Annotated in this window: 16 protein-coding genes and 6 tRNA genes; 21 read left to right on the plus strand and 1 reads right to left on the minus strand. The window is 36.7% G+C overall.

Annotated elements, in window-relative coordinates; all coding sequences use genetic code 11:
* Positions 1–119 precede the first annotated feature (119 nt).
* From C8C76_RS10000 to C8C76_RS10085, 18 genes are all read left to right on the plus strand, one after another.
* A complete protein-coding gene (locus C8C76_RS10000; protein WP_108141233.1) occupies positions 120–2,375 on the plus strand; it encodes an N-acetylmuramoyl-L-alanine amidase family protein in 2,256 nt (751 codons plus the stop codon).
* Between the two features lies 1 nt (position 2,376).
* Positions 2,377–2,916 carry a GerMN domain-containing protein gene (locus C8C76_RS10005; RefSeq protein ID WP_108141235.1) on the plus strand — a complete coding sequence of 180 codons (540 nt, stop codon included), beginning with the start codon at positions 2,377–2,379 and terminating at the stop codon, positions 2,914–2,916.
* A 24-nt stretch (positions 2,917–2,940) separates the two neighbouring features.
* On the plus strand, positions 2,941–3,792 hold the full coding sequence (gene murI / locus C8C76_RS10010) for a glutamate racemase (protein WP_108141237.1): 852 nt from the start codon (positions 2,941–2,943) through the stop codon (positions 3,790–3,792).
* Complete coding sequence (gene rph, locus C8C76_RS10015) at positions 3,792–4,511, plus strand: ribonuclease PH (protein ID WP_108141239.1); 720 nt, start codon at positions 3,792–3,794, stop codon at positions 4,509–4,511. The genes murI and rph overlap by 1 nt, the downstream gene beginning before the upstream one ends.
* Before the next feature lies 1 nt (position 4,512).
* The gene (locus tag C8C76_RS10020; protein WP_108141240.1) at positions 4,513–5,112 is read left to right on the plus strand and encodes an XTP/dITP diphosphatase; all 600 of its coding nucleotides are present in this window, start codon (positions 4,513–4,515) and stop codon (positions 5,110–5,112) included.
* Between the two features lie 139 nt (positions 5,113–5,251).
* Positions 5,252–5,328, plus strand: a tRNA-Pro gene (locus tag C8C76_RS10025).
* 24 nt (positions 5,329–5,352) lie between these two features.
* Positions 5,353–5,429 (plus strand) — tRNA-Gly (locus C8C76_RS10030).
* A gap of 6 nt (positions 5,430–5,435) precedes the next feature.
* Positions 5,436–5,513 (plus strand) — tRNA-Arg (locus C8C76_RS10035).
* Between the two features lie 23 nt (positions 5,514–5,536).
* Positions 5,537–5,613, plus strand: a tRNA-His gene (locus C8C76_RS10040).
* A gap of 227 nt (positions 5,614–5,840) precedes the next feature.
* Positions 5,841–6,479, plus strand: coding sequence for a TetR/AcrR family transcriptional regulator (locus tag C8C76_RS10045; RefSeq protein ID WP_108141242.1), 639 nt, complete (start codon positions 5,841–5,843; stop codon positions 6,477–6,479).
* Between the two features lie 64 nt (positions 6,480–6,543).
* Positions 6,544–6,963, plus strand: coding sequence for a YkvA family protein (locus C8C76_RS10050; protein WP_108141244.1), 420 nt, complete (start codon positions 6,544–6,546; stop codon positions 6,961–6,963).
* A gap of 221 nt (positions 6,964–7,184) precedes the next feature.
* Positions 7,185–7,270: transfer RNA gene (locus C8C76_RS10055), tRNA-Leu, on the plus strand.
* Positions 7,271–7,384: 114 nt separating this feature from the next.
* Positions 7,385–8,665 carry a trigger factor gene (gene tig / locus C8C76_RS10060; RefSeq protein WP_108141246.1) on the plus strand — a complete coding sequence of 427 codons (1,281 nt, stop codon included), beginning with the start codon at positions 7,385–7,387 and terminating at the stop codon, positions 8,663–8,665.
* 126 nt (positions 8,666–8,791) lie between these two features.
* Positions 8,792–9,388 (plus strand): ATP-dependent Clp endopeptidase proteolytic subunit ClpP, encoded by a 597-nt coding sequence (gene clpP, locus C8C76_RS10065; protein ID WP_108141248.1) that lies wholly within the window; start codon positions 8,792–8,794, stop codon positions 9,386–9,388.
* Between the two features lie 21 nt (positions 9,389–9,409).
* Positions 9,410–10,681: an ATP-dependent Clp protease ATP-binding subunit ClpX gene (clpX, locus tag C8C76_RS10070; protein ID WP_108141250.1), complete on the plus strand. Its 1,272-nt coding sequence runs from the start codon at positions 9,410–9,412 to the stop codon at positions 10,679–10,681.
* Positions 10,682–10,892: 211 nt separating this feature from the next.
* Positions 10,893–13,244, plus strand: coding sequence for an endopeptidase La (gene lon / locus C8C76_RS10075; RefSeq protein ID WP_108141252.1), 2,352 nt, complete (start codon positions 10,893–10,895; stop codon positions 13,242–13,244).
* Positions 13,231–13,833: a ribosome biogenesis GTP-binding protein YihA/YsxC gene (gene yihA, locus C8C76_RS10080; RefSeq protein ID WP_108141254.1), complete on the plus strand. Its 603-nt coding sequence runs from the start codon at positions 13,231–13,233 to the stop codon at positions 13,831–13,833. Before lon ends, yihA begins: the two co-directional genes overlap by 14 nt.
* Before the next feature lie 2 nt (positions 13,834–13,835).
* On the plus strand, positions 13,836–14,762 hold the full coding sequence (locus C8C76_RS10085) for a class I SAM-dependent DNA methyltransferase (RefSeq protein ID WP_108141263.1): 927 nt from the start codon (positions 13,836–13,838) through the stop codon (positions 14,760–14,762).
* 123 nt (positions 14,763–14,885) lie between these two features.
* On the opposite strand, the gene C8C76_RS10090 is transcribed toward C8C76_RS10085, so the two are convergent.
* Positions 14,886–16,664, minus strand: coding sequence for an FAD-dependent oxidoreductase (locus C8C76_RS10090; RefSeq protein ID WP_108141265.1), 1,779 nt, complete (start codon positions 16,662–16,664; stop codon positions 14,886–14,888).
* A gap of 312 nt (positions 16,665–16,976) precedes the next feature.
* On the opposite strand from C8C76_RS10090, the gene C8C76_RS10095 reads away from it, so the two are divergent.
* The 3 genes from C8C76_RS10095 to C8C76_RS10105 all read left to right on the plus strand — a co-directional run bounded on the left by C8C76_RS10095 (position 16,977) and on the right by C8C76_RS10105 (position 19,116).
* Positions 16,977–18,026 carry an FAD:protein FMN transferase gene (locus C8C76_RS10095; protein ID WP_258222474.1) on the plus strand — a complete coding sequence of 350 codons (1,050 nt, stop codon included), beginning with the start codon at positions 16,977–16,979 and terminating at the stop codon, positions 18,024–18,026.
* Entirely contained in the window at positions 18,007–18,975 is a 969-nt protein-coding gene (locus tag C8C76_RS10100) for a polyprenyl synthetase family protein (RefSeq protein ID WP_258222475.1), read from the plus strand. The genes C8C76_RS10095 and C8C76_RS10100 overlap by 20 nt, the downstream gene beginning before the upstream one ends.
* A 64-nt stretch (positions 18,976–19,039) precedes the next feature.
* A tRNA-Arg gene (locus C8C76_RS10105) sits at positions 19,040–19,116 on the plus strand.
* Positions 19,117–19,209: the final 93 nt, after the last annotated feature.

Consider the following 19,209-nt stretch of genomic DNA (forward strand, 5'->3'; position numbering starts at 1 on the left):
AAAGGATAAGGTAGTGACTGAATATTCTGTAGATAGTATATGTTCTCAATAACTTAAATTTGACAATGCTTAAATATTTTTATGCAATGCTAGTGATTTAGAAGTAAGGAGGGGTTTCCTTGTCAGTTTCCAGAAAATATGGCACTGCAATTTTAATAATAATTTTATTTATATTAACACTAAGCAGTAGAGCTGCAGCTCAAAATACAATCTATTTTAATGGTAATGATATTACTTCGGAAATAAAAACAGTAAAGCGTGAAGGTGAGCTGCTGATTAAAGCAAGGGACCTGGCGGAATTACTGGATGCAGATTTAACCTGGAGACCTGCTTTAAAATCACTGGAGATGGAGTCTCAGGATGTTACAATTAAAATTATGGCTCAGAGCCGATATATTCAGATCGGGAATGACGCCTTAAGGACAGAAGCCGGTCTGCAGCTTGTTGATAATCAGGCTTATATTCCACTGGCAAAATCGATAGAAGCTTTTGGTTATCTGCTTGAATATCAGCGAGACAAAGAAGAGTTATATATCTTTCAGCCAGAGACTACCATTAATAATGTATCCTGGCAGGAAGATGGGAATCAGCTTCAGATCAAAATGGATGAGATAACCCCGTATAGAATTTTACATAGTGAAGATGGCAGTGAAATTACTATCGAAATTGATAAAGCAGAAATTGACCAGGAATTTAGTGATAATATTTCAAACAACAATTACTATTTAAGGGTTGTTAATGTTCCTGATAAGGCTTTATTGCGGCTGGTTATTAAAAGTAGAACTCCTATCCCTTTCCAGATAGATGGAGGAGTTTATGAACATGAGGACTCACTGGTACTCAGTTTCCTACCTCAGCTTAAAGATATCCGAATTAATGAAGATAATATTTTAAGTGTTGAGGCGACTGGAGAAATGCCTGATGCCCGGACCAAATATATTTCTGAAAGCAAAAAAATGATTATAGATATTCCTTCAGTAGTTATCGGTAACTTTGATCTGGATATTGAAGAACATCCCCTGATTAAGGATATCATGGTAAAGCAGCATGATCTTGACCCGGTGATTTTAAGAATTGAAGCTACAATGGCAAATGGTGACATTTTTAAACCGATCAAAAGAGAAAAAAATAATCTACTGACATTTAAACCGGGACAGCGCTCGGAAATTACAGATCTTCAATATGCTGATGGAAGTTTTAGTTTCAGCTCTTCTTCAGCTCTGAATCCGGAACTATTTTTACTGGAAAGCCCACCTAGACTGGTAATGAATCTTTATCATGTTGACCGTGGTAGTGGAATTAGGGATAAAATAGAGGTCAATAATTCTTTAATAAAAAATCTGAGAACTGCAAGATTTGATGAGCAGACAGTTAGAATTGTTGCTGATCTGGAAGAGCTTACTGGTTATGAATGGGTTGAAGAACAGAAAGACGGGCTCTATCAGTACACAATTAACTTAAAAAATAAATTTAAAGAAATTGAAACTGAGGATAATGAAGATTATCAGTATCTGAATATTTTAATGAATGGCAGAGCTGAATATGAGGTTAAGAAATTTAATTATCCTCACCGAATTGTTGTTGATTTTAAAAATACCTTAAATAATTTAGATAAATTTGATTCGATTGCTAAAAGTTCTTTAATCAAAAATATTAGAAGCAGTAATTATCAGCTAGAAGGAGAGGAAGTCACCAGGCTTGTATTTGAATTGAATGATTATTACAGCCATCAGGTTGAGACATATCAGGATCAGCACGGAATAAAAATTGCTCTGGCTAAGCACTATTTAAATCAGGAGATGGAAGAAAAACGAGAATTCGAACGGCGGCTGATAGTAGTTGATGCAGGTCATGGAGGTTTTGACCCGGGAGCAATAGGAGCTACAGGTTTAAAAGAGAAGGTTCCTAATCTGGCAATTGCTAGAGAAATTGCCAGACAGCTGACAGAAAAAAATCACGAAGTGCTTTTAACCAGAAATTCAGATCAGTTCCATTCCTTACAGCAGAGAGTAAAGTTTGCCAATGCAAGTAATGCAGACTTATTTATAAGTATTCACGCCAACTCATTTAATAACCCACAAACAGGTGGTGTAGAAACATATTATAATCAAAATGAGGATAATCAGAATAGATTTCTGGCAGAAAAAATACACGATAAGCTCGGTCGGGGTCTCAGTATTTATGATCGTGGAATTAAAGAAAGCAACTTTTATGTTATCAAATATACTAAAATGCCTTCTGCTCTGGTTGAAGTAGCCTTTTTGAGTAATCTCAAGGAGGAGAAGATGCTTCAAACAAGAGATTTTCAGAAACAGGCAGCATCACTTATTACAGAAGGAATCCTTGATTATCTTGAAGAGAATGGAGGAAGATAATATGGCTGCCAATAAGACTATCTTAAGTCCTGCTCAAAAAAGAAAGCTGCTGCTTGTTTTAAGGCTGTTACTGCTGACAGCAGCAGTGCTCTATCTTCTTTTTCTATTTTATAATAATTTCTCTGCCGATAATAAGCTTACAGTTTATTTTTCAACTGAAGATGCCAATTATCTGCGGCTGGAAGAAAGAGAAATTGACCAGGACAAAGATTTGTATCTGCAGATATTTGAAGAACTTAAAGCTGGCCCGGAAAGCAGTGAACTGGGGGCAACAATTCCTGACGGCAGTCAGCTGCTTGAATATGAGATAGAAGGTGAACTGATTGTCTTAAATTTCAATCGGGCTTTAAAGGATAACCACTGGGGTGGAAGTACTGGAGAATTACTTACTGTTTATTCAATTGTAAATTCTTATACTGCTCTGGAGCAAATTCAGAATGTCAGGATATTGATTGAAGGGGAAGAAGTTGAAAGTCTGGTTGGTCATCTTGACTTAAGCCAGCCCTTGATGTACAATCAAAAACTAACTGAGGGTAGTTAATTAAATAATTAGGAGTTGGTTTTGTTGGAGGACTCAAATAGAGCAATTGGGCTGCTGGATTCAGGTGTTGGAGGCCTGACAGTTGCTCGCGAGATTTTTAAACTGCTGCCAGAAGAAGATATTATTTACTATGGTGATACTCTGCATCTTCCTTATGGACCAAAGGATTTAAATTTAGTCAGGGAATATGTAGAAAAAATAATAAACTATTTGATCACCGAAAAAAATGTCAAAGCGGTTGTTATTGCCTGCAATACAGCTACTTCTGCAGCTCTGGACTATGTTCAAAATAAATTTGATATACCAATTTTTGGAATGATAAAAAGTGCTGCTGCTAAAGCAGTAAAAATCAGCAGCAGTCAAAAAATTGCAGTTATCGGCACAGAAGGAACAGTAAACAGTCGTGCCTATCAGGAGGCAATATTGAAGTTGAACAGTGAGGCTGGTCTCTTCGCTGAGGCCTGCCCGGAATTTGTTGATCTGGTAGAAGAAGGCAAATTTGACGGTCCTGAAGTCAAAAAAACTGCCAAAAAATATCTGCAGCCGCTCAAAGAAGCTGAAGTTGATTCTTTGATTTTGGGCTGTACCCATTTTCCTTATCTAAGTCCAGTTTTGGCAGAGATAATGGGAGCTGAGGTAACTTTAATTAACCCTGCCCATGAGATGGCGGTTGAGGTTAAGGAAACTCTAAATAAAATAGGCCTATTAAAGAATAAAGCTGCAGCTGAGGCTGAGCATAAGTTTATTGTGAGTGATCAGAGCAGAATTTCTAGAAGGTTTCTGGAACATGGACGCAGATTTTTAGGCCTGGAAGTATTAGAATTTAAAGAAGAAAATATTTTTAGTCAAGAATTCAATTGGGAGGAAATTATATAATGCGTAATGATGGAAGAAAAGTAAATCAATTAAGAGAAGTTGAAATTACCAGAAACTATACCAAATATGCCGAAGGTTCTGTTTTAGTAGAAACCGGTGATACTATGGTCTTATGTAATGTATCTATTGAAGACAGTGTTCCCTACTTTTTAAGAGGTCAGAATAAAGGCTGGTTAACTGCTGAATATTCTTTACTGCCCAGAGCTACCCAGGATAGAAATATTAGAGAAGCTGCCAAAAGGAAATTAAGCGGCAGAACTCAGGAGATTCAGCGTCTGATTGGCAGGAGCTTAAGAGCAATTATCGATCTTGATAAAATGGGAGAGCGCACAATCTGGGTAGACTGTGATGTCCTGCAGGCTGATGGTGGAACCAGAACTGCTTCAATTACCGGTGCCTATGTTGCTCTGGTAGATGCAGTTAATTTTATGCTTGCTGAAGGTAAGCTGGAGGAAAATCCTTTAAATGGATATATGGCGGCCACAAGTGTAGGTATAGTTGATGGAACACCAATGCTGGACCTCTGCTACGAAGAGGATTTTAAGGCTCAGGTAGATATGAATATTGCAATGACAGAAGCAGGAGAAATAATTGAGATCCAGGGAACAGCCGAAGAACATCCTTTCAGCAGAGATGAGCTTGATCAGCTCTATGATCTGGCAGAAAAGGGGATTTTAGAACTAATAGAAGAACAAAAGCTGGCTCTGGTAGGTGAATAGTATGGAGAAAATTATTATTGGCAGCGGTAACCAGCACAAGATAGAAGAAATCAAGGCCTTCTTTGCTGATCTTAACTTTGATTTTGAAGGTCTTGACCCGGAACTTGATCTGCCGGAGGTTGTAGAAGATGGCAAAACTTACAGAGAGAATGCCCTAAAAAAGGCAAGGCAGAGGGCAGAAGAACTAAACCAGATTGTACTTGCTGATGATTCAGGTCTTTCTGTAGACTATCTGGATGGAGCCCCCGGAATATATTCGGCTCGTTTTGGGGGAGAAGATTTGGATGATCAGCAGAAGTACTTAAAGATACTAAAGCTTTTAAAAGGACAGCCAGAGTCCAAAAGAAAGGCAGCCTTTATTTCAGTGATCGCTCTGGTAGATCCTTTTAGAAAGATTGAAATTACTGCAGAAGGTCGATGTGAAGGTATTATTGCCGAAGAGCCTGCCGGTGAAAATGGTTTTGGCTATGACCCTATCTTTTATCTACCTGAATATGGCCTGACTATGGCCCAGATTAGCCAGGCAGAAAAGAATAAAATCAGCCATCGAGGCCGGGCATTAAAGAAAATGAAAACCAAACTAAAAGAGAGCTACAACTAAAAAATAGAAGTATTAACTATTTAATCTGTCCTAAAGGTTGATAAATGCCGTTTTTCTCTTTGACCGAAAGCGGCATTTACTATATACTATTAATTGTCGTCGCGAAAAAAGTTATTAATTTTTGCGGCACAAAACACGTCGGAGCGTGGCGCAGTTTGGTAGCGCACCTGCTTTGGGAGCAGGGGGTCGAAGGTTCAAATCCTTTCGCTCCGACCATTTTAAATTATAGCAAATTTTTAAGCGGGAGTAGCTCAGTTGGCTAGAGCATCAGCCTTCCAAGCTGAGGGTCGCGAGTTCGAGTCTCGTTTCCCGCTCCATTTTATGCGCCCGTAGCTCAGCCCGGATAGAGCAACGGACTTCTAATCCGTAGGCCACAGGTTCGAATCCTGTCGGGCGCGCCATTTTAAAATTAAAACCAAATATGGTGGATGTAGCTCAGTTGGCTAGAGCGCGGGATTGTGGCTCCCGAGGCCGTGGGTTCAAGCCCCATCATCCACCCCATTTAAACACCTTTAACGGTGTCTTTTTTTATGCCTAATTTTAGCAGGACTAAATTATTTGATTGATTTTTTCTGCCCTTTATTAATTTATCTTATTAATAATCTTGACTAATAACTTTTATAAAGGATATAATTAAGATAAATGATTTAATTTGTAGAAAACTTGTGCTATAATGAAATCACTCTGTCTTGACTTTAAGTCAAAAAAATAAGTGGGGGTTAATAAGAGTGGCAAAACAAACAAAAAAATCGCTTCAGAGGCGTAATACAATATTAAATGAAGCTGAAAAACTATTTATTGAAGAAGGCTTCGAAAAGACAACTGTTAAAGATATTGCAGCTCGAGCAGGAGTAGCAAAGGGTACGTTTTATTATTATTTTGATACTAAGGAAGATATTATTTCATCTCTTTTAGAAAAAAGGTACAGAAAAACCGAAAAAAAAGCAAGACATGTATTAGAAAACAAAGAAATGTCTTCTCTGGAAAAATTAGAAAAGGTTATTTTACGCTTGATATTTAGCAGAAGGGGTAACTTTAAAGTTTATGAATTCTTTAAAATTGATGAAAATGCTAAATTTATGAAAGAAAGAAACAAAGAATTCTGGAATAAATTTATGCCTATTTTTACTGCTATAGTAAAAGAAGGTGTGGAAAGAGGAGAGTTTGAAACTGATTATCCGGAAGAAGTTACAGAGATTTTATTTATGGGAATAGATAATTTTCTGCATCGACATTATGCTAAGTTTACAACTGAAGAAATGTATATCGATAAATTTGCAGCTGTAGAGGAGTTATTAAACAGATCTTTAAATGTTAAAGGAAGAAAAGTGGACCTATCACTAATGAAACCTGATAATTCCCAGTGAATAATTTAGAGTACTAAAGAGGTAAGTAATCAGACTAAGATAATCAATAACAGGTGGTGAAAATATGAAAAAAGATTTTAATAACAATGAACTGCTTGCTTTTCTGGGCCGTTTGACCAATAAATGGGGTACCGGACATGAAAGTGTAAGCAGAATTCTCGATCGAAGTCGTGAATTTATTGAAGCGAAAAATTATAAACTACCTTTTATAGATAAAGTTACAGAACTGCTGGAAATGCTGAGTGAGTATTCAAAGGGTAATTTTGAACTTAATGAGGCTGCAGTAGGCTGGATAGTTGCAACCCTGGCCTATCTCATTTTGCCAACAGATCTTATACCTGATTTTTTACCTGGGATTGGTTTTACAGATGATGCAGCTGCTTTTATTCTTGCCTTCAGACAGCTTTCTCAGGAACTCGAGCATTTTCGCAGGTGGAAAGAGCTGGAATCAGAAACAATAGAGATAGAAATCGAAAAAGATTAAATTAATTTTAAAATTCACTGGAAATTTCCTCAGATTTATTATATAATTGAAAAGATGAAAATTTTGCTGCAGGGATTTAGATTTCAATAATTATTAAATTTTGAAATTTAGCTGATAATTTTTAAAAAATCCTTGACAAGAGCAAAAAGCTGTGCTAACATTATATGTGCTTTTTGTGAAAAAGAAAAAAAGAAGTTTTCACTCACAGCATTATTTACTATGCGAAAGTGGCGGAATTGGCAGACGCGCTAGATTTAGGATCTAGTGGGCAATCCCCGTGTGGGTTCGAGTCCCACCTTTCGCACCATTTAATAATTCTGTCATTGACCCCCGATATTGGCCCGGTGCCAGATCGGGGATTATTAACATATAGAGAGTTTTTTTAAAAGTTTTATTTAAATATCAGTTAGGAGGAATATTAATGGAAGTAAAAAAAGAAGTACTGGAAGGTAATAAAGTTAAACTGGAAGTTGAAATAGAAAGTGATCAGGTAGATGAGGCTCTTGAGCAGGCTTATCGTCAGGTAGTTAAAGATATAGAGATTCCTGGTTTTAGAAAGGGTAAAGCTCCCCGCAAAATTATTGAACAGAGATTTGGGGAAGAAGTTCTGCATAAAGATGCACTTGATATTCTGATTCCTCAGGGATACAGTGAAGCTGTAGAGGAAGCAGATATTGAACCGATTGCTCAACCTGATATAGAAGATTTTTATATCTCTAAGGGAGAGGCTGCTACTTTCACTGCAATAGTAGAGGTTAAACCTGAAGTTGAACTTGGTGATTATAAAGGTTTAGGTATTGAAAAAGAAGATACTGATGTAAAAGATGAAGAAATTGCTCAGCGTCTGGAAAAAATGCAGGATGAACACAGCCAGCTAACTACTGCAGAGCGTGAAGAACTGCAGGAAGGCGATTTTGCAATTATTGACTTTACCGGTTATGTAGATGGGGAAGAATTCCCTGGTGGTTCTGCAGAAGAATACAGTTTAGAAATTGGCTCCGGAAGCTTTATTCCAGGATTTGAAGAACAGTTAGTTGGAATGAAGGTTGGAGAAGAAAAATCTGTAGAAGTAACATTCCCGGAAGATTATCATGCAGATGATCTTGCTGGAGCAGATGCTTCCTTTGATGTACTCCTTAAAGAAATTAAAGTTAAGCAGAGACCGGAATTAGATGATGACTTTGCTAAAGAAGCAAGTGATTACGAAACAATGGAAGAATTAAGAGTTAGCATTGAAGAAGAATTAGCTGAGCAGAAGGAAAATTCAGCTGAAAATAACTTTAGAGAAGAATTAATTAAAAAAGCAAGTGAAAACGCTGAAGTTAATATGACTGATACTCTTGTAGATGAGCAGCTTGATCAAATGTTCCAGCGTTTATCTCAGTCTATTTCCCAGCAGGGTATGGATGTAGAAGACTACCTGGGCTATATGGGTATGGACGAAGAAGGCTGGAGAGAACAGAATAAAGAAACAGCTTCTGAGAGAGCAAAAGAACTGTTAGTTCTGGAAGCTATTGCTGATGTAGAAGATATTGAAGTTACAGATGAAGAGATCGAAGATGAGGTAAATGAGATTGCAGAAATGCATGAACAGGATCCAGAACAAATTAAAGCTATTCTGCAGATGCAGGGACAGCTTTCTCAGCTCAAAGAAGATATCAGAAGACAAAAAACTATTGATTTCTTAATCGATAATAATTAAATTTTGATTAGAATGTTAAACAATAACTGTTTTTCATTAGCTATTTAGATATAATTATATACAGGTATCAGGTACAAAAATATTTTCGGATACCAGGTACCAAAAAATAAAGGGAGGTTTTAAACGATGAGCCTTATTCCAATGGTAGTTGAACAGACTAATCGTGGGGAAAGATCTTATGATATTTATTCCCGACTTTTAAAGGATAGAATTGTATTTTTGGGTTCACCAGTAACAGATGATGTAGCAAATACTGTTATTGCACAGCTGCTCTTTTTAGAAGCAGATAATCCAGATAAAGATATCTATTTATATATAAACAGTCCGGGCGGCTCAGTAACTGCTGCTCTGGCGATGTATGATACAATGCAGTATATTAAACCTGATGTTGTAACAATTGGTATGGGACAGGCTGCAAGTGCTGGTGCCCTGCTGCTTGCTGCTGGTGCAGAAGGAAAGCGTTATGCTCTTCCTTATGCAAGAGTTATGATTCATCAGCCAGCCGGTGGAGCACAGGGAAAAGCAACTGATGCTGAAATCCATATTAAAGAATTAATGAGAATTAGAGAATTGCTGAACAATATTCTCAGCAAACACACAGGTAAAAGTGCAGAACAAATTGGTAAGGATGTCGAAAAGGATAATTTCATGACTGCAGAAGAAGCTGTAGATTATGGATTGATTGATGAGGTAATTACCCGTAACGAATTAAAGGAAAAGTAATTTAGCCCGAGAGGTGATATAATGTTCAAATTTGGCGATCATGATCACGAAGATGGGGAACTAAAGTGTTCCTTTTGTGGTAAAAGCCAGGATCAGGTAAAGAAACTTGTTGCCGGTCCAGGAGTCTATATCTGTGATGAATGTATAGAGCTCTGTAATGAAATTGTAGAAGAAGAATTAGACGAGGAATTGGAACTTGAATTTGAAAGTGTTCCAAAGCCCAAACAGATAAAAGAATATTTAGATCAATATGTAATAGGTCAGGAAAGAGCCAAGAAATCTTTATCAGTAGCTGTCTATAATCATTATAAACGTGTCAACTCCAATATGATGGTTGACGATGTTGAATTACAGAAGAGTAATATAATGATGGTTGGACCTACTGGCTGTGGTAAGACACTGATGGCTCAAACTCTTGCTAAAATAATAGATGTACCAATTGCAATAACTGATGCTACATCTTTAACAGAGGCCGGGTATGTAGGAGAAGATGTCGAAAACATTCTGCTCAAGCTTATTCAGGCTGCTGATTATGATGTAGAAAAAGCTGAAAAGGGTATTATCTATGTTGATGAAATTGATAAAATAGCTCGTAAATCAGAAAACACATCGATTACTAGAGATGTTTCCGGTGAAGGAGTTCAGCAGGCCCTGCTTAAAATCATAGAGGGTACTGTTGCCAGTGTGCCACCACAGGGTGGGCGCAAACATCCTCATCAGGAATTTATTCAGATAGATACAACCAATATTCTCTTTATTGCTGGTGGAGCTTTTGATGGTCTGGAGAAATTGATTGACTCCCGCATCAGCGAAAAGGTAATGGGTTTTGGTGCTGATATCAAGACCAAAGAAGAGGATAAAAATATTGGAGATACTCTAAAGCATATTCAGCCTCAGGATTTACTGCACTATGGTTTAATCCCTGAATTTATTGGTAGAATGCCTGTTCAGGTAACTTTAGATCAGCTTGAGGCAGAAGATATGGTGCGGATTATGAAGGAACCGCGCAATGCTTTAGTAAAACAGTATGAGAAGTTCTTTGCAATGGATGATATAGAGCTTGAGTTTACAGATGGAGCTTTAAAATCAATTGCTGCTAAGGCTTTAGAGCGTGATACAGGAGCTCGCGGCTTAAGATCAGTTGTAGAAAATGCTGTTTTAGATATTATGTATGATCTGCCTTCAAGACCAGAAATCAAAAAGTGTATTATTACTAAAGAAGTTATAGAAGAAGATGCTGATCCAATTCTGGAGATTGAGGATGAGAGTCTGGAAGAGGAAGAAAGCGCTTAACAGCTAAAAGATTAAATAAAGTAAACGCTTTAATATTCTTAAGCTGTGAGAGATGATCTAGAGATAATATTACTCCTGATGAGTGAGTGGTATTATCTCTTTCGTTTTTTTGAATGATTTTGGAGGGGAAAGCTAAAGAATCCAGAATTATTAAAGTAGATGAATTTATTAGAAGCAAGTTTTTAAATATAATTGATAGAGGTGAAAATAAATGTCTGAAGAAAATGAAATTAAAGAAGTTATGGAACTACCTCTACTTGCATCACGGGGTGTAATTGTTTTTCCACATATGGTAATTCCTTTACTGGTAGGCAGAGATAAATCTGTGGCTGCCCTTGAGGAAGCAATGATGGAAGAAAAGAAAATTATTATTGCCGCTCAGAAGGATGAAACAGTAGAGAAGCCTGAAATAGATGATATTTACCAGTTTGGTACAATTGCTGAGGTAAAACAGCTGGTTAAGCTCCCAAATGGAATGATTAAAGTAGTAGTAGAAGGTTTGGATAGAGCTGAAGTTATTGATTATCTTGACACAGAAGAATATTTTCTGGTAGAAGCAGAAAGTCGACCGGAAGAAAAGGTTGAAGTAACTACTGATGTTAAAGCTTTAATGAGAACTGTAGTTAAAGAGTTTGAAAAATATATTAAATATAATCGCAATCTGCCGGCTGAAACAATTATGTCAGCCAGTAATATTGAAGAACCCGGCCGCCTGGCTGATGTGATTTCTTCTCAGGTTGAATTGAAATATCAGCAGCTCCAGGAATTGCTGGAGGCAACAGATATTATTCAGCGGCTGGAAAAAATGCTGAGCCTGCTGCAGGATGAAATTGAAGTTTTAAAAATTGAGCAGGATATTAATAAAAGAGTCAAAAAGAAAGTTGAAAAAAATCAAAAAGAATATTATTTAAGAGAAAAAATGAAGGTTATTCAGGATGAACTTGACGAAGATAAAAGCTCAACTGATGAAATAGAAGAGTATTATGAAAAACTGGAAGAGGCCGATTTGCCGGAAAATGTGGCTGAAAAAGTGGAGGAAGAGATTGAAAAGCTGGATCGAACACCAAATATGTCACCAGAGGCCACAGTTATTCGTAATTACTTAGACTGTGTTTTAGATCTTCCCTGGAATAAAGAAAAAGAAGAAGAAATTGATATCAAAAATTCAGAGGAGATTTTGGAAACAGACCACTACGGTTTAAAAGATGTTAAAGAAAGAATTTTAGAATATCTGGCAGTCCGCAAGATGGCTCCGGCTAAAAAGAGTCCAATTTTATGTCTGGTAGGTGCTCCCGGTGTTGGTAAAACCTCACTTGGACGTTCAATCGCCAGAGCATTGGACAGAGATTTTGTCCGCCTATCCTTAGGTGGAGTTAGAGATGAGGCAGAAATTAGAGGTCACCGCCGGACCTATATTGGTTCTCGTCCAGGTAGAATAATTAATGCGATGCGTGATGCCGGCAGCAAAAATCCAGTTTTTCTGCTGGATGAAGTTGATAAGATGAGTTCAGATTTTAGAGGAGACCCAGCATCCGCTCTGCTTGAAGTTCTAGACCCAGAGCAGAACAAGGAATTTGGAGACCATTATCTGGAAGTACCATTTGATCTTTCTCAGGTTTTATTTGTGACAACAGCCAATGTGGCTCACACTATTCCAGCACCACTTCTGGACAGAATGGAATTAATTGAGATTCCCGGCTATACAGAAGATGAGAAATTAAAGATTGCAGAAGGTCATCTGCTGCCTAAAATTTATGAGGATCACGGTTTAGAAGAAGATCAGATTAATATTTCTTCAAATGCTATCTTAAAGGTAATTAGAGAATATACCAGAGAAGCAGGAGTAAGAAATCTGGAGCGTAAACTGGCTGCTGTTGCCCGCAAGGTAGCGAAAGAGTTTGTGGAAGGTAGAGATCACAAAGCTCTGGTTGCAGTCAACAGTGTAGAAAAATATCTGGGACTGGCAGATTATGAGCATCAGGAAAGTGATCTGGAAGATAGGGTTGGAGTAGCTACCGGTCTTGCCTATAATCAGGCAGGTGGAGATATTCTTGATATCGAGGTAGCTGTTGTTCCCGGCAAGGGAGAATTAACCCTAACAGGTTCTTTAGGTGATGTAATGAAAGAGTCTGCCCAGGCAGCCTTAAGTTATGTCCGCTCCAAGCAGAATGAATTAAATCTGACTGATGGTTTTTATAAGAAATATGATATCCATATTCACGTTCCTCAGGGTGCAGTTCCTAAAGATGGACCATCTGCAGGAATTACAATTGCAATTGCTCTTGCTTCAGCTCTAACAGGGCGTAAAGTTCGCGGTGATTATGCAATGACTGGAGAAATTTCTTTAAGAGGTAGAGTGCTGCCGATCGGTGGTTTAAAAACAAAAATACTGGCCGGCCGCAGAGCAGGAATTAATAACTTTATTTTACCTAAGAAAAATGAGAATAAATTTAAAGAAATTGAAAAAGAAATTACCCGAGGTTTAAATGTAACTTTTGTTTCCCATATGGATGAGGTAATGGATATCCTGTTATTAGAGGATGAGAATCATGCAGATCAGTAATGCTGAATTTTATAAAAGTGTCTATAAATATGAAGACTGCCCCAGGCTACAGCAGCCTGAGGTAGCCTTTAGCGGCCGCTCAAATGTTGGTAAATCATCATTAATCAACAGAATTACCAGGCAGAAAAAGCTGGCCAGGACAAGTAATACTCCGGGTAGAACTCAATCTCTAAATTACTTTAATATTGATGATAAGTTTTACCTGGTTGATTTACCCGGCTATGGTTTTGCAAATGTGCCGCAGAAAGTCAAAGATGACTGGGCAGAGTTAATTGACACCTATTTAAACTATCGCGAAAACTTAATCGGAGTTGTTCAGATTATCGACTGCCGCCACAAACCAACTAAAGATGATAAAATGATGGTCGAATGGCTGCAGGCCAGTGGTTTAAGTTATTTAATTGCTGCCACCAAGGTAGATAAAATATCTAACAATAAAAAATTTAAACAGAAAAAACTAATTTATAAAGAATTAAATTTAACAGATGAAGATAATTTTACTTTCTTTTCTGCCCAGACTGGAGAAGGAAGCAGAGAAGTTTATGAATATCTTGATTTTTTAATGCAGCTGGCAAAAGATAGGGGCTAAAAATGGAGCAGAGTTATACCACATATTTTGCTGAAATTTACGATGATGTAATGAAAAATGTTCCTTATAATTACTGGTTCCGTTATTTAGGGGATTTACTAAAATATTATCAGCACCAGCCCGAGTCAGCACTGGAGCTTGCTTCCGGCACTTCAAATATGACTCTAAAATTAATTGAGCTGCAGTCACTGAATAGAATCACGGCTCTCGATTTATCTTCAGCAATGCTTTCTAAAGCTGCTGAAAAGTTGGAGGCTGAACTTTATAACTCGCAAAAATTTAGTGACTTTAAGGCCCAAAATAATAACTCATCCTATCAGCTGCAGCAAAATAAGAGAAATTTAACCGTTAACTTTAAAGCTCAAAACATGACTGATTTTAATTTCAAGGATAAATTTGATTTGATTGTTTCCTTCTTTGACAGCCTTAATTATCTGACTGATATTGATCAACTGCAGGGCTGTTTTGAAAGTGCTGCTCGATCTTTAAATAATGATGGCTTGTTCATCTTCGATATGAATTCAGTTGGCAGAATTAATACTATTGAAGAAAAATCATTTGTGATTGAGGGAGATAGTTATGAATGCTTCTGGGAGGATATTGTAAAGGCTAAAGAGAATTTATGGCAGGTGAAATTAAAAATCTGTCCGGATAATGACCAGCTTCCCTGTTTTGAAGAGACTCACAGTGAGCGGGGATATAAAATTGAAACTATTTTAAGACTGCTTAAAAATAGTGGTTTTAAAGCTGTAGATGTCTACAATGCTTTTAGCTTTGCTGTGGGCAAAAATCATTCGGATCGTCTTTATTTTGCAGCTGCTTTAGACGAAAAGAGGCTGCAGCAGAATCAGGGCAAGCTTAAAAAATTATTTTATGGAGCCAGAAATAGAATAGATTATTTTTTAGTTAGCTTAAAATATTTGTTTTAGAATTATTTATTAAGAAAAACTGCTGCTAAAAACAAATAAAAGATAAAAAAAGCAGGAGCTTTAACTTAGCTCCTGCTTTTTTCTTATTTAATTTAGCTTATCAAGAATAAATTAATCGTTAATTTACTTTTTAACTACTTTCTGCAGATCTTGATCTTTATCTTTTGGTCTACTCCAGATTTTACTCTTCAGCCAGGGCAGAACATAATAATCCAGGCCAAAGGAGCGTCCGGAACCGATTAAAGCAATTGAAGCAAAGAAGAACCAGAATAGGGGACTAAAGTGTCCGGGCCAGTCACTGGACCAGTGTGCATACTGACCGGCCAGTAAAAAGTTAACTGAAAATCCAGCCGAACCTAAGGCACCCAGACTTGCAAATAAACCAAAGATTAAAGAGAGCCCGATTCCGATCATACTTAAAGTTACAACAGTCTGGAAGAAGAGAGGAAACTTAAAGATTATAGCCTCGTTTAACCAGACATACCAGCCGACAGCATAGTCGCCAATCGGTGATGATGAAGCTCCAGAAACCAGATAATCTCCACTTTGCAGCCAGCCATCTCTTACTTTAGTATAACCTTCATACAGCCACACGATTCCAACAAAAACACGTAAAAGAACCAGCCAGAGTGATCTGGAAGTCTCACTGACAAAACCAAATAGACTTGGCAGTAATCCTTTGTGAGAAGCCTGTTCTTTCATATAATCAGTAATTAAACTGTAAGTTTCTTTTAATCCACCAATTTCAAAGCGGTAGAACATGTTAACAGAATGTTTCATAAACATAGCTGGAATTCCCGTTAAAGATAAGCCCATTACTTCAGCTACTGCATAGCTGCTTCCAACTGAAACCATTACTCCGTGTAAATTAGCTTCAAGTTCTTCTTTGGAGCCACCTTTAATATCAGCTATAATATTTTTAGCTGCACATTCACCTGTCTGCTGTGCAGATTCCACTAAAGCAGGTAAAATCTGATCATTATTCCAGGGAGCTGCTGCATTATCACCAATAGCATAGACATTAGAATAACTTTCTGTCTGCAGATATTTATTAACTTTAATTCTATTTGCCCGACTTGTAGCCAGACCAGAATTTGCAGCAAAGTCAGCTGCCTCTACACCACAGGTCCAGATGATGGTTCGAGCTTTGACTTCTAAGCCATCATTTAAAATTAATTTATTTTCTTCTATTTTATCAACAAACTCACCTGTCTTAACATTAACTCCCTTCTTTCTCATATAATTACTTGCTTTTTTAACCAGTTCATCACTGAGATTTGGAAGTATTTGATCAAGACCTTCAAAGTTATAAATTTCTATTTCATCCCGCGGGATATTATATTCTTTACTGTATTCATCAAGCCATTCAATTAATTCACCAACCATTTCGACACCGGTAAAACCTCCACCGGCAACTGCAAATGAAAGCAGTTCCTTTCTTTCAGCCTGATCATCTGTCATTCGTGCTTCCTGTAGACACTTTTCAACATGTCTTCTGATAGATTTAGAGTCATCCATTGACCAGAGAGTAAAGGCATGTTCTTCAACACCTTCAACTCCACAGGAGATTGGCTTACTGCCGGCTCCCATAATCAAATAATCATAGCTGTACTGGTGATCATCAGAACTTAAAATCTGATTATCGAAATCGATATCGTTGATCTCGTCCTGAACTATATTCACCCGAGTTGATGAGAAGATTCTTTCTAAATCAATTTCAAGAGCATCTTCTTCAATCCTCTTACCTGCCACCTCATGTAATTCTGTTAACAGGGTATGATACGAATTCCTGTCAATGAGAGTAATTGTAGAGTCAGGATGTTTTTTTAACTTTTTATGGAGAGTTTGGGCAGCAGCTACTCCACCATATCCTGCTCCAAGTACTATAATGTTATTACTCAATTTTTTACCTCCTTTAATATTTGTATTTCTTTAATTTTATTAGAGTAATTTTTTCATGACCAGTTTTATTAAGATTTAATATATAATTTCACATGGATTATTAAAAAAAGTCATGAGTTATTTTTATCACATTATAATTATAGCATAATGAAAATAAATTGCAAATTTCTTAGTGGATTACTCAGAATAATTATTTGCAAAGTTAAGCATTTATGATAAAATGTAAGTGGTTTACCCGGGATTAGTCTTTATTATCTTGTGTAAAAATTAACTTTATTATAGAATAACTATTAATAAATGGGATGTGATACTTTGTTCAAACACAAAAAAATAATTTTTTTAACTATACTTGCAGTATCTTTAATATTCTTAACAGCCTGTGGAAATAATGGAGAAGACATTCCCCAGGCAGAAGATAATGTATTTTTGATGGATACTCTGGTCCAGATGCGGGCCCATGGAGAAAATGCAGAAGTTGCTGTTGAAGAAAGTATGAAAAGAATCAGAGAAATTGAAAATTTGATGAGTAAAACCATAGAAACAAGTGATATTTATCAACTGAACAATAATCCAGAAACTGAAATTGAAATTGATAAAGAAAGTAAAAAGGTATTAGAGAAGGCACTGGAATATGCAGAATTAACTGCTGGAGATTTTGACCCAACAATTGGAGCTCTGGTTGAACTCTGGGGGATTGGAACAGAAAATGCTGCTGTCCCTGAGGAGTCTGAGATCAAAGAAGCTTTAGCCAATACAGGTTATGAACATTTAAGATTAAATGATAATTCAGCAGAGTTAACAAAGGCTGGAGTAAAAATTGATCTGGGCGGTATTGCCAAAGGTTATGCTGCTGAAGAAGTGAAAAAAGTTGTCCAGGAATACGAGATAGAGCATGCCTTTGTAAATCTGGGTGGAAATGTACTTGTTATCGGTAACAAAGTTGATGGCTCACCCTGGAAGATTGGAATCCAGGATCCAAGAGAGGGTAGAGGAAATGTAATGGCAATTGTTGATGCTGTTGATAAGACAATTGTTACTTCCGGCAACTATGAGAGATATTTTGAAGAAGATGGTAAACTTTATCATCATATTTTAGATCCAAAAACTGGATATCCGGCAGAAAATAATCTGCTCAGTGTAAGTATAATAAGTGAAAATTCCTTTGATGCTGATGCTCTTTCTACAGCTATTTATGTGATGGGACTGGAGCGTGGAATGAAATTTATTGAGAATCTGGAAGATGTTGATGTTATGTTTATAACAGAAGAGTTGGAAGTTTATCTATCTTCGGGTTTGAAAGAGATTGTAGAGATAAATGATTCAGATTTTAATGTAATTGAAGGTGAGAAATTTGCTGATTGAAGATAAGCTTTATCAGAAAATTTGTTCTAAATTAAATGAAAATATTTTAGAAATTACAAGTTCAAAACGACCAATAATTAACCAGGCTGTTGAAGATCTGATTAGTGGTGGAGGAAAAAAGATGAGGCCATTTTTGATGTTTTTAGCAGCTTCATTTGGAGATTATGATAAAGAAAAAATGCTGCAGTTGGGAAGTGGAATTGAGCTGCTCCACATGGCCTCACTGGTCCATGATGATATTATTGATAATGCAGAACTCAGGCGGGGAAATGAAACTGCTCAGCGTAAATTCGGAAAAAAAGAAGCAGTTTTTATTGGAGATTTTTTGCTTTCCCGAACTTTTGATATCTTTTTTGAATATCTGGATAAAAAAACCTTAAGAAAAATGAATAAAAATGTTCGACTTCTATGTGAAGGAGAAATTGAACAGTCTGAAAAGCGTTTTGATCTTCAGATTGGGATTAGCGATTATTACAGAAGGATTCGTCATAAGACAGCTCTGCTTTTTGCATTAAGCAGTTATTTAGGTGCTTATACAAGTGGGATTAGAGGTAAAAAACTTAATTTGTTATATAAAGTAGGCTTAGAAATAGGTATGGCTTTTCAGATTCAGGATGATCTATTAGATTTTGAAGGTGATGAGGCAGCTACCGGAAAGATACTGGCTCAGGATTTAAAAGAGGGAGTAATTACTCTACCGGTAATTTTACTGCTTAATAAGGATAAATACAAAACCAAATATGCTGAATATAATAAAATTCAACTTGATGACAGGATTATTAAAGAAATTATTTTCGATGTAAAAAATTCTGGGGTTCTGGATGAAAGTAGAGAAATTTTACTTGAATTTATCAACAGAGTCCATAAATATCTGGATCAGTTACCGGATAACAAAGCAAAAAAGAAATTGAAAAAGCTTTTAGCAGCTCAGGTTGAGCGCAAATTTTAAGTTTAAATCTTCATTATATTACTTGATATTTTAAATATTAAATTATAAAATATAAATAGCTTTTGGGGTTATAGCTCAGCTGGATAGAGCAACAGATTCCTAATCTGTAGGCCGGCGGTTCAAATCCGCCTAACCCCACCATTTATTTTAAATTACCCAAGGTAACTAGACCAGCCATTAAACCGGCTGGTCTTTTTTGATTAATATCTAGTAAAATGTTTTTAATCTCTATTT

The organism is Halanaerobium saccharolyticum, from assembly GCF_003053565.1.
Lineage (GTDB): Bacteria > Bacillota > Halanaerobiia > Halanaerobiales > Halanaerobiaceae > Halanaerobium > Halanaerobium saccharolyticum_B.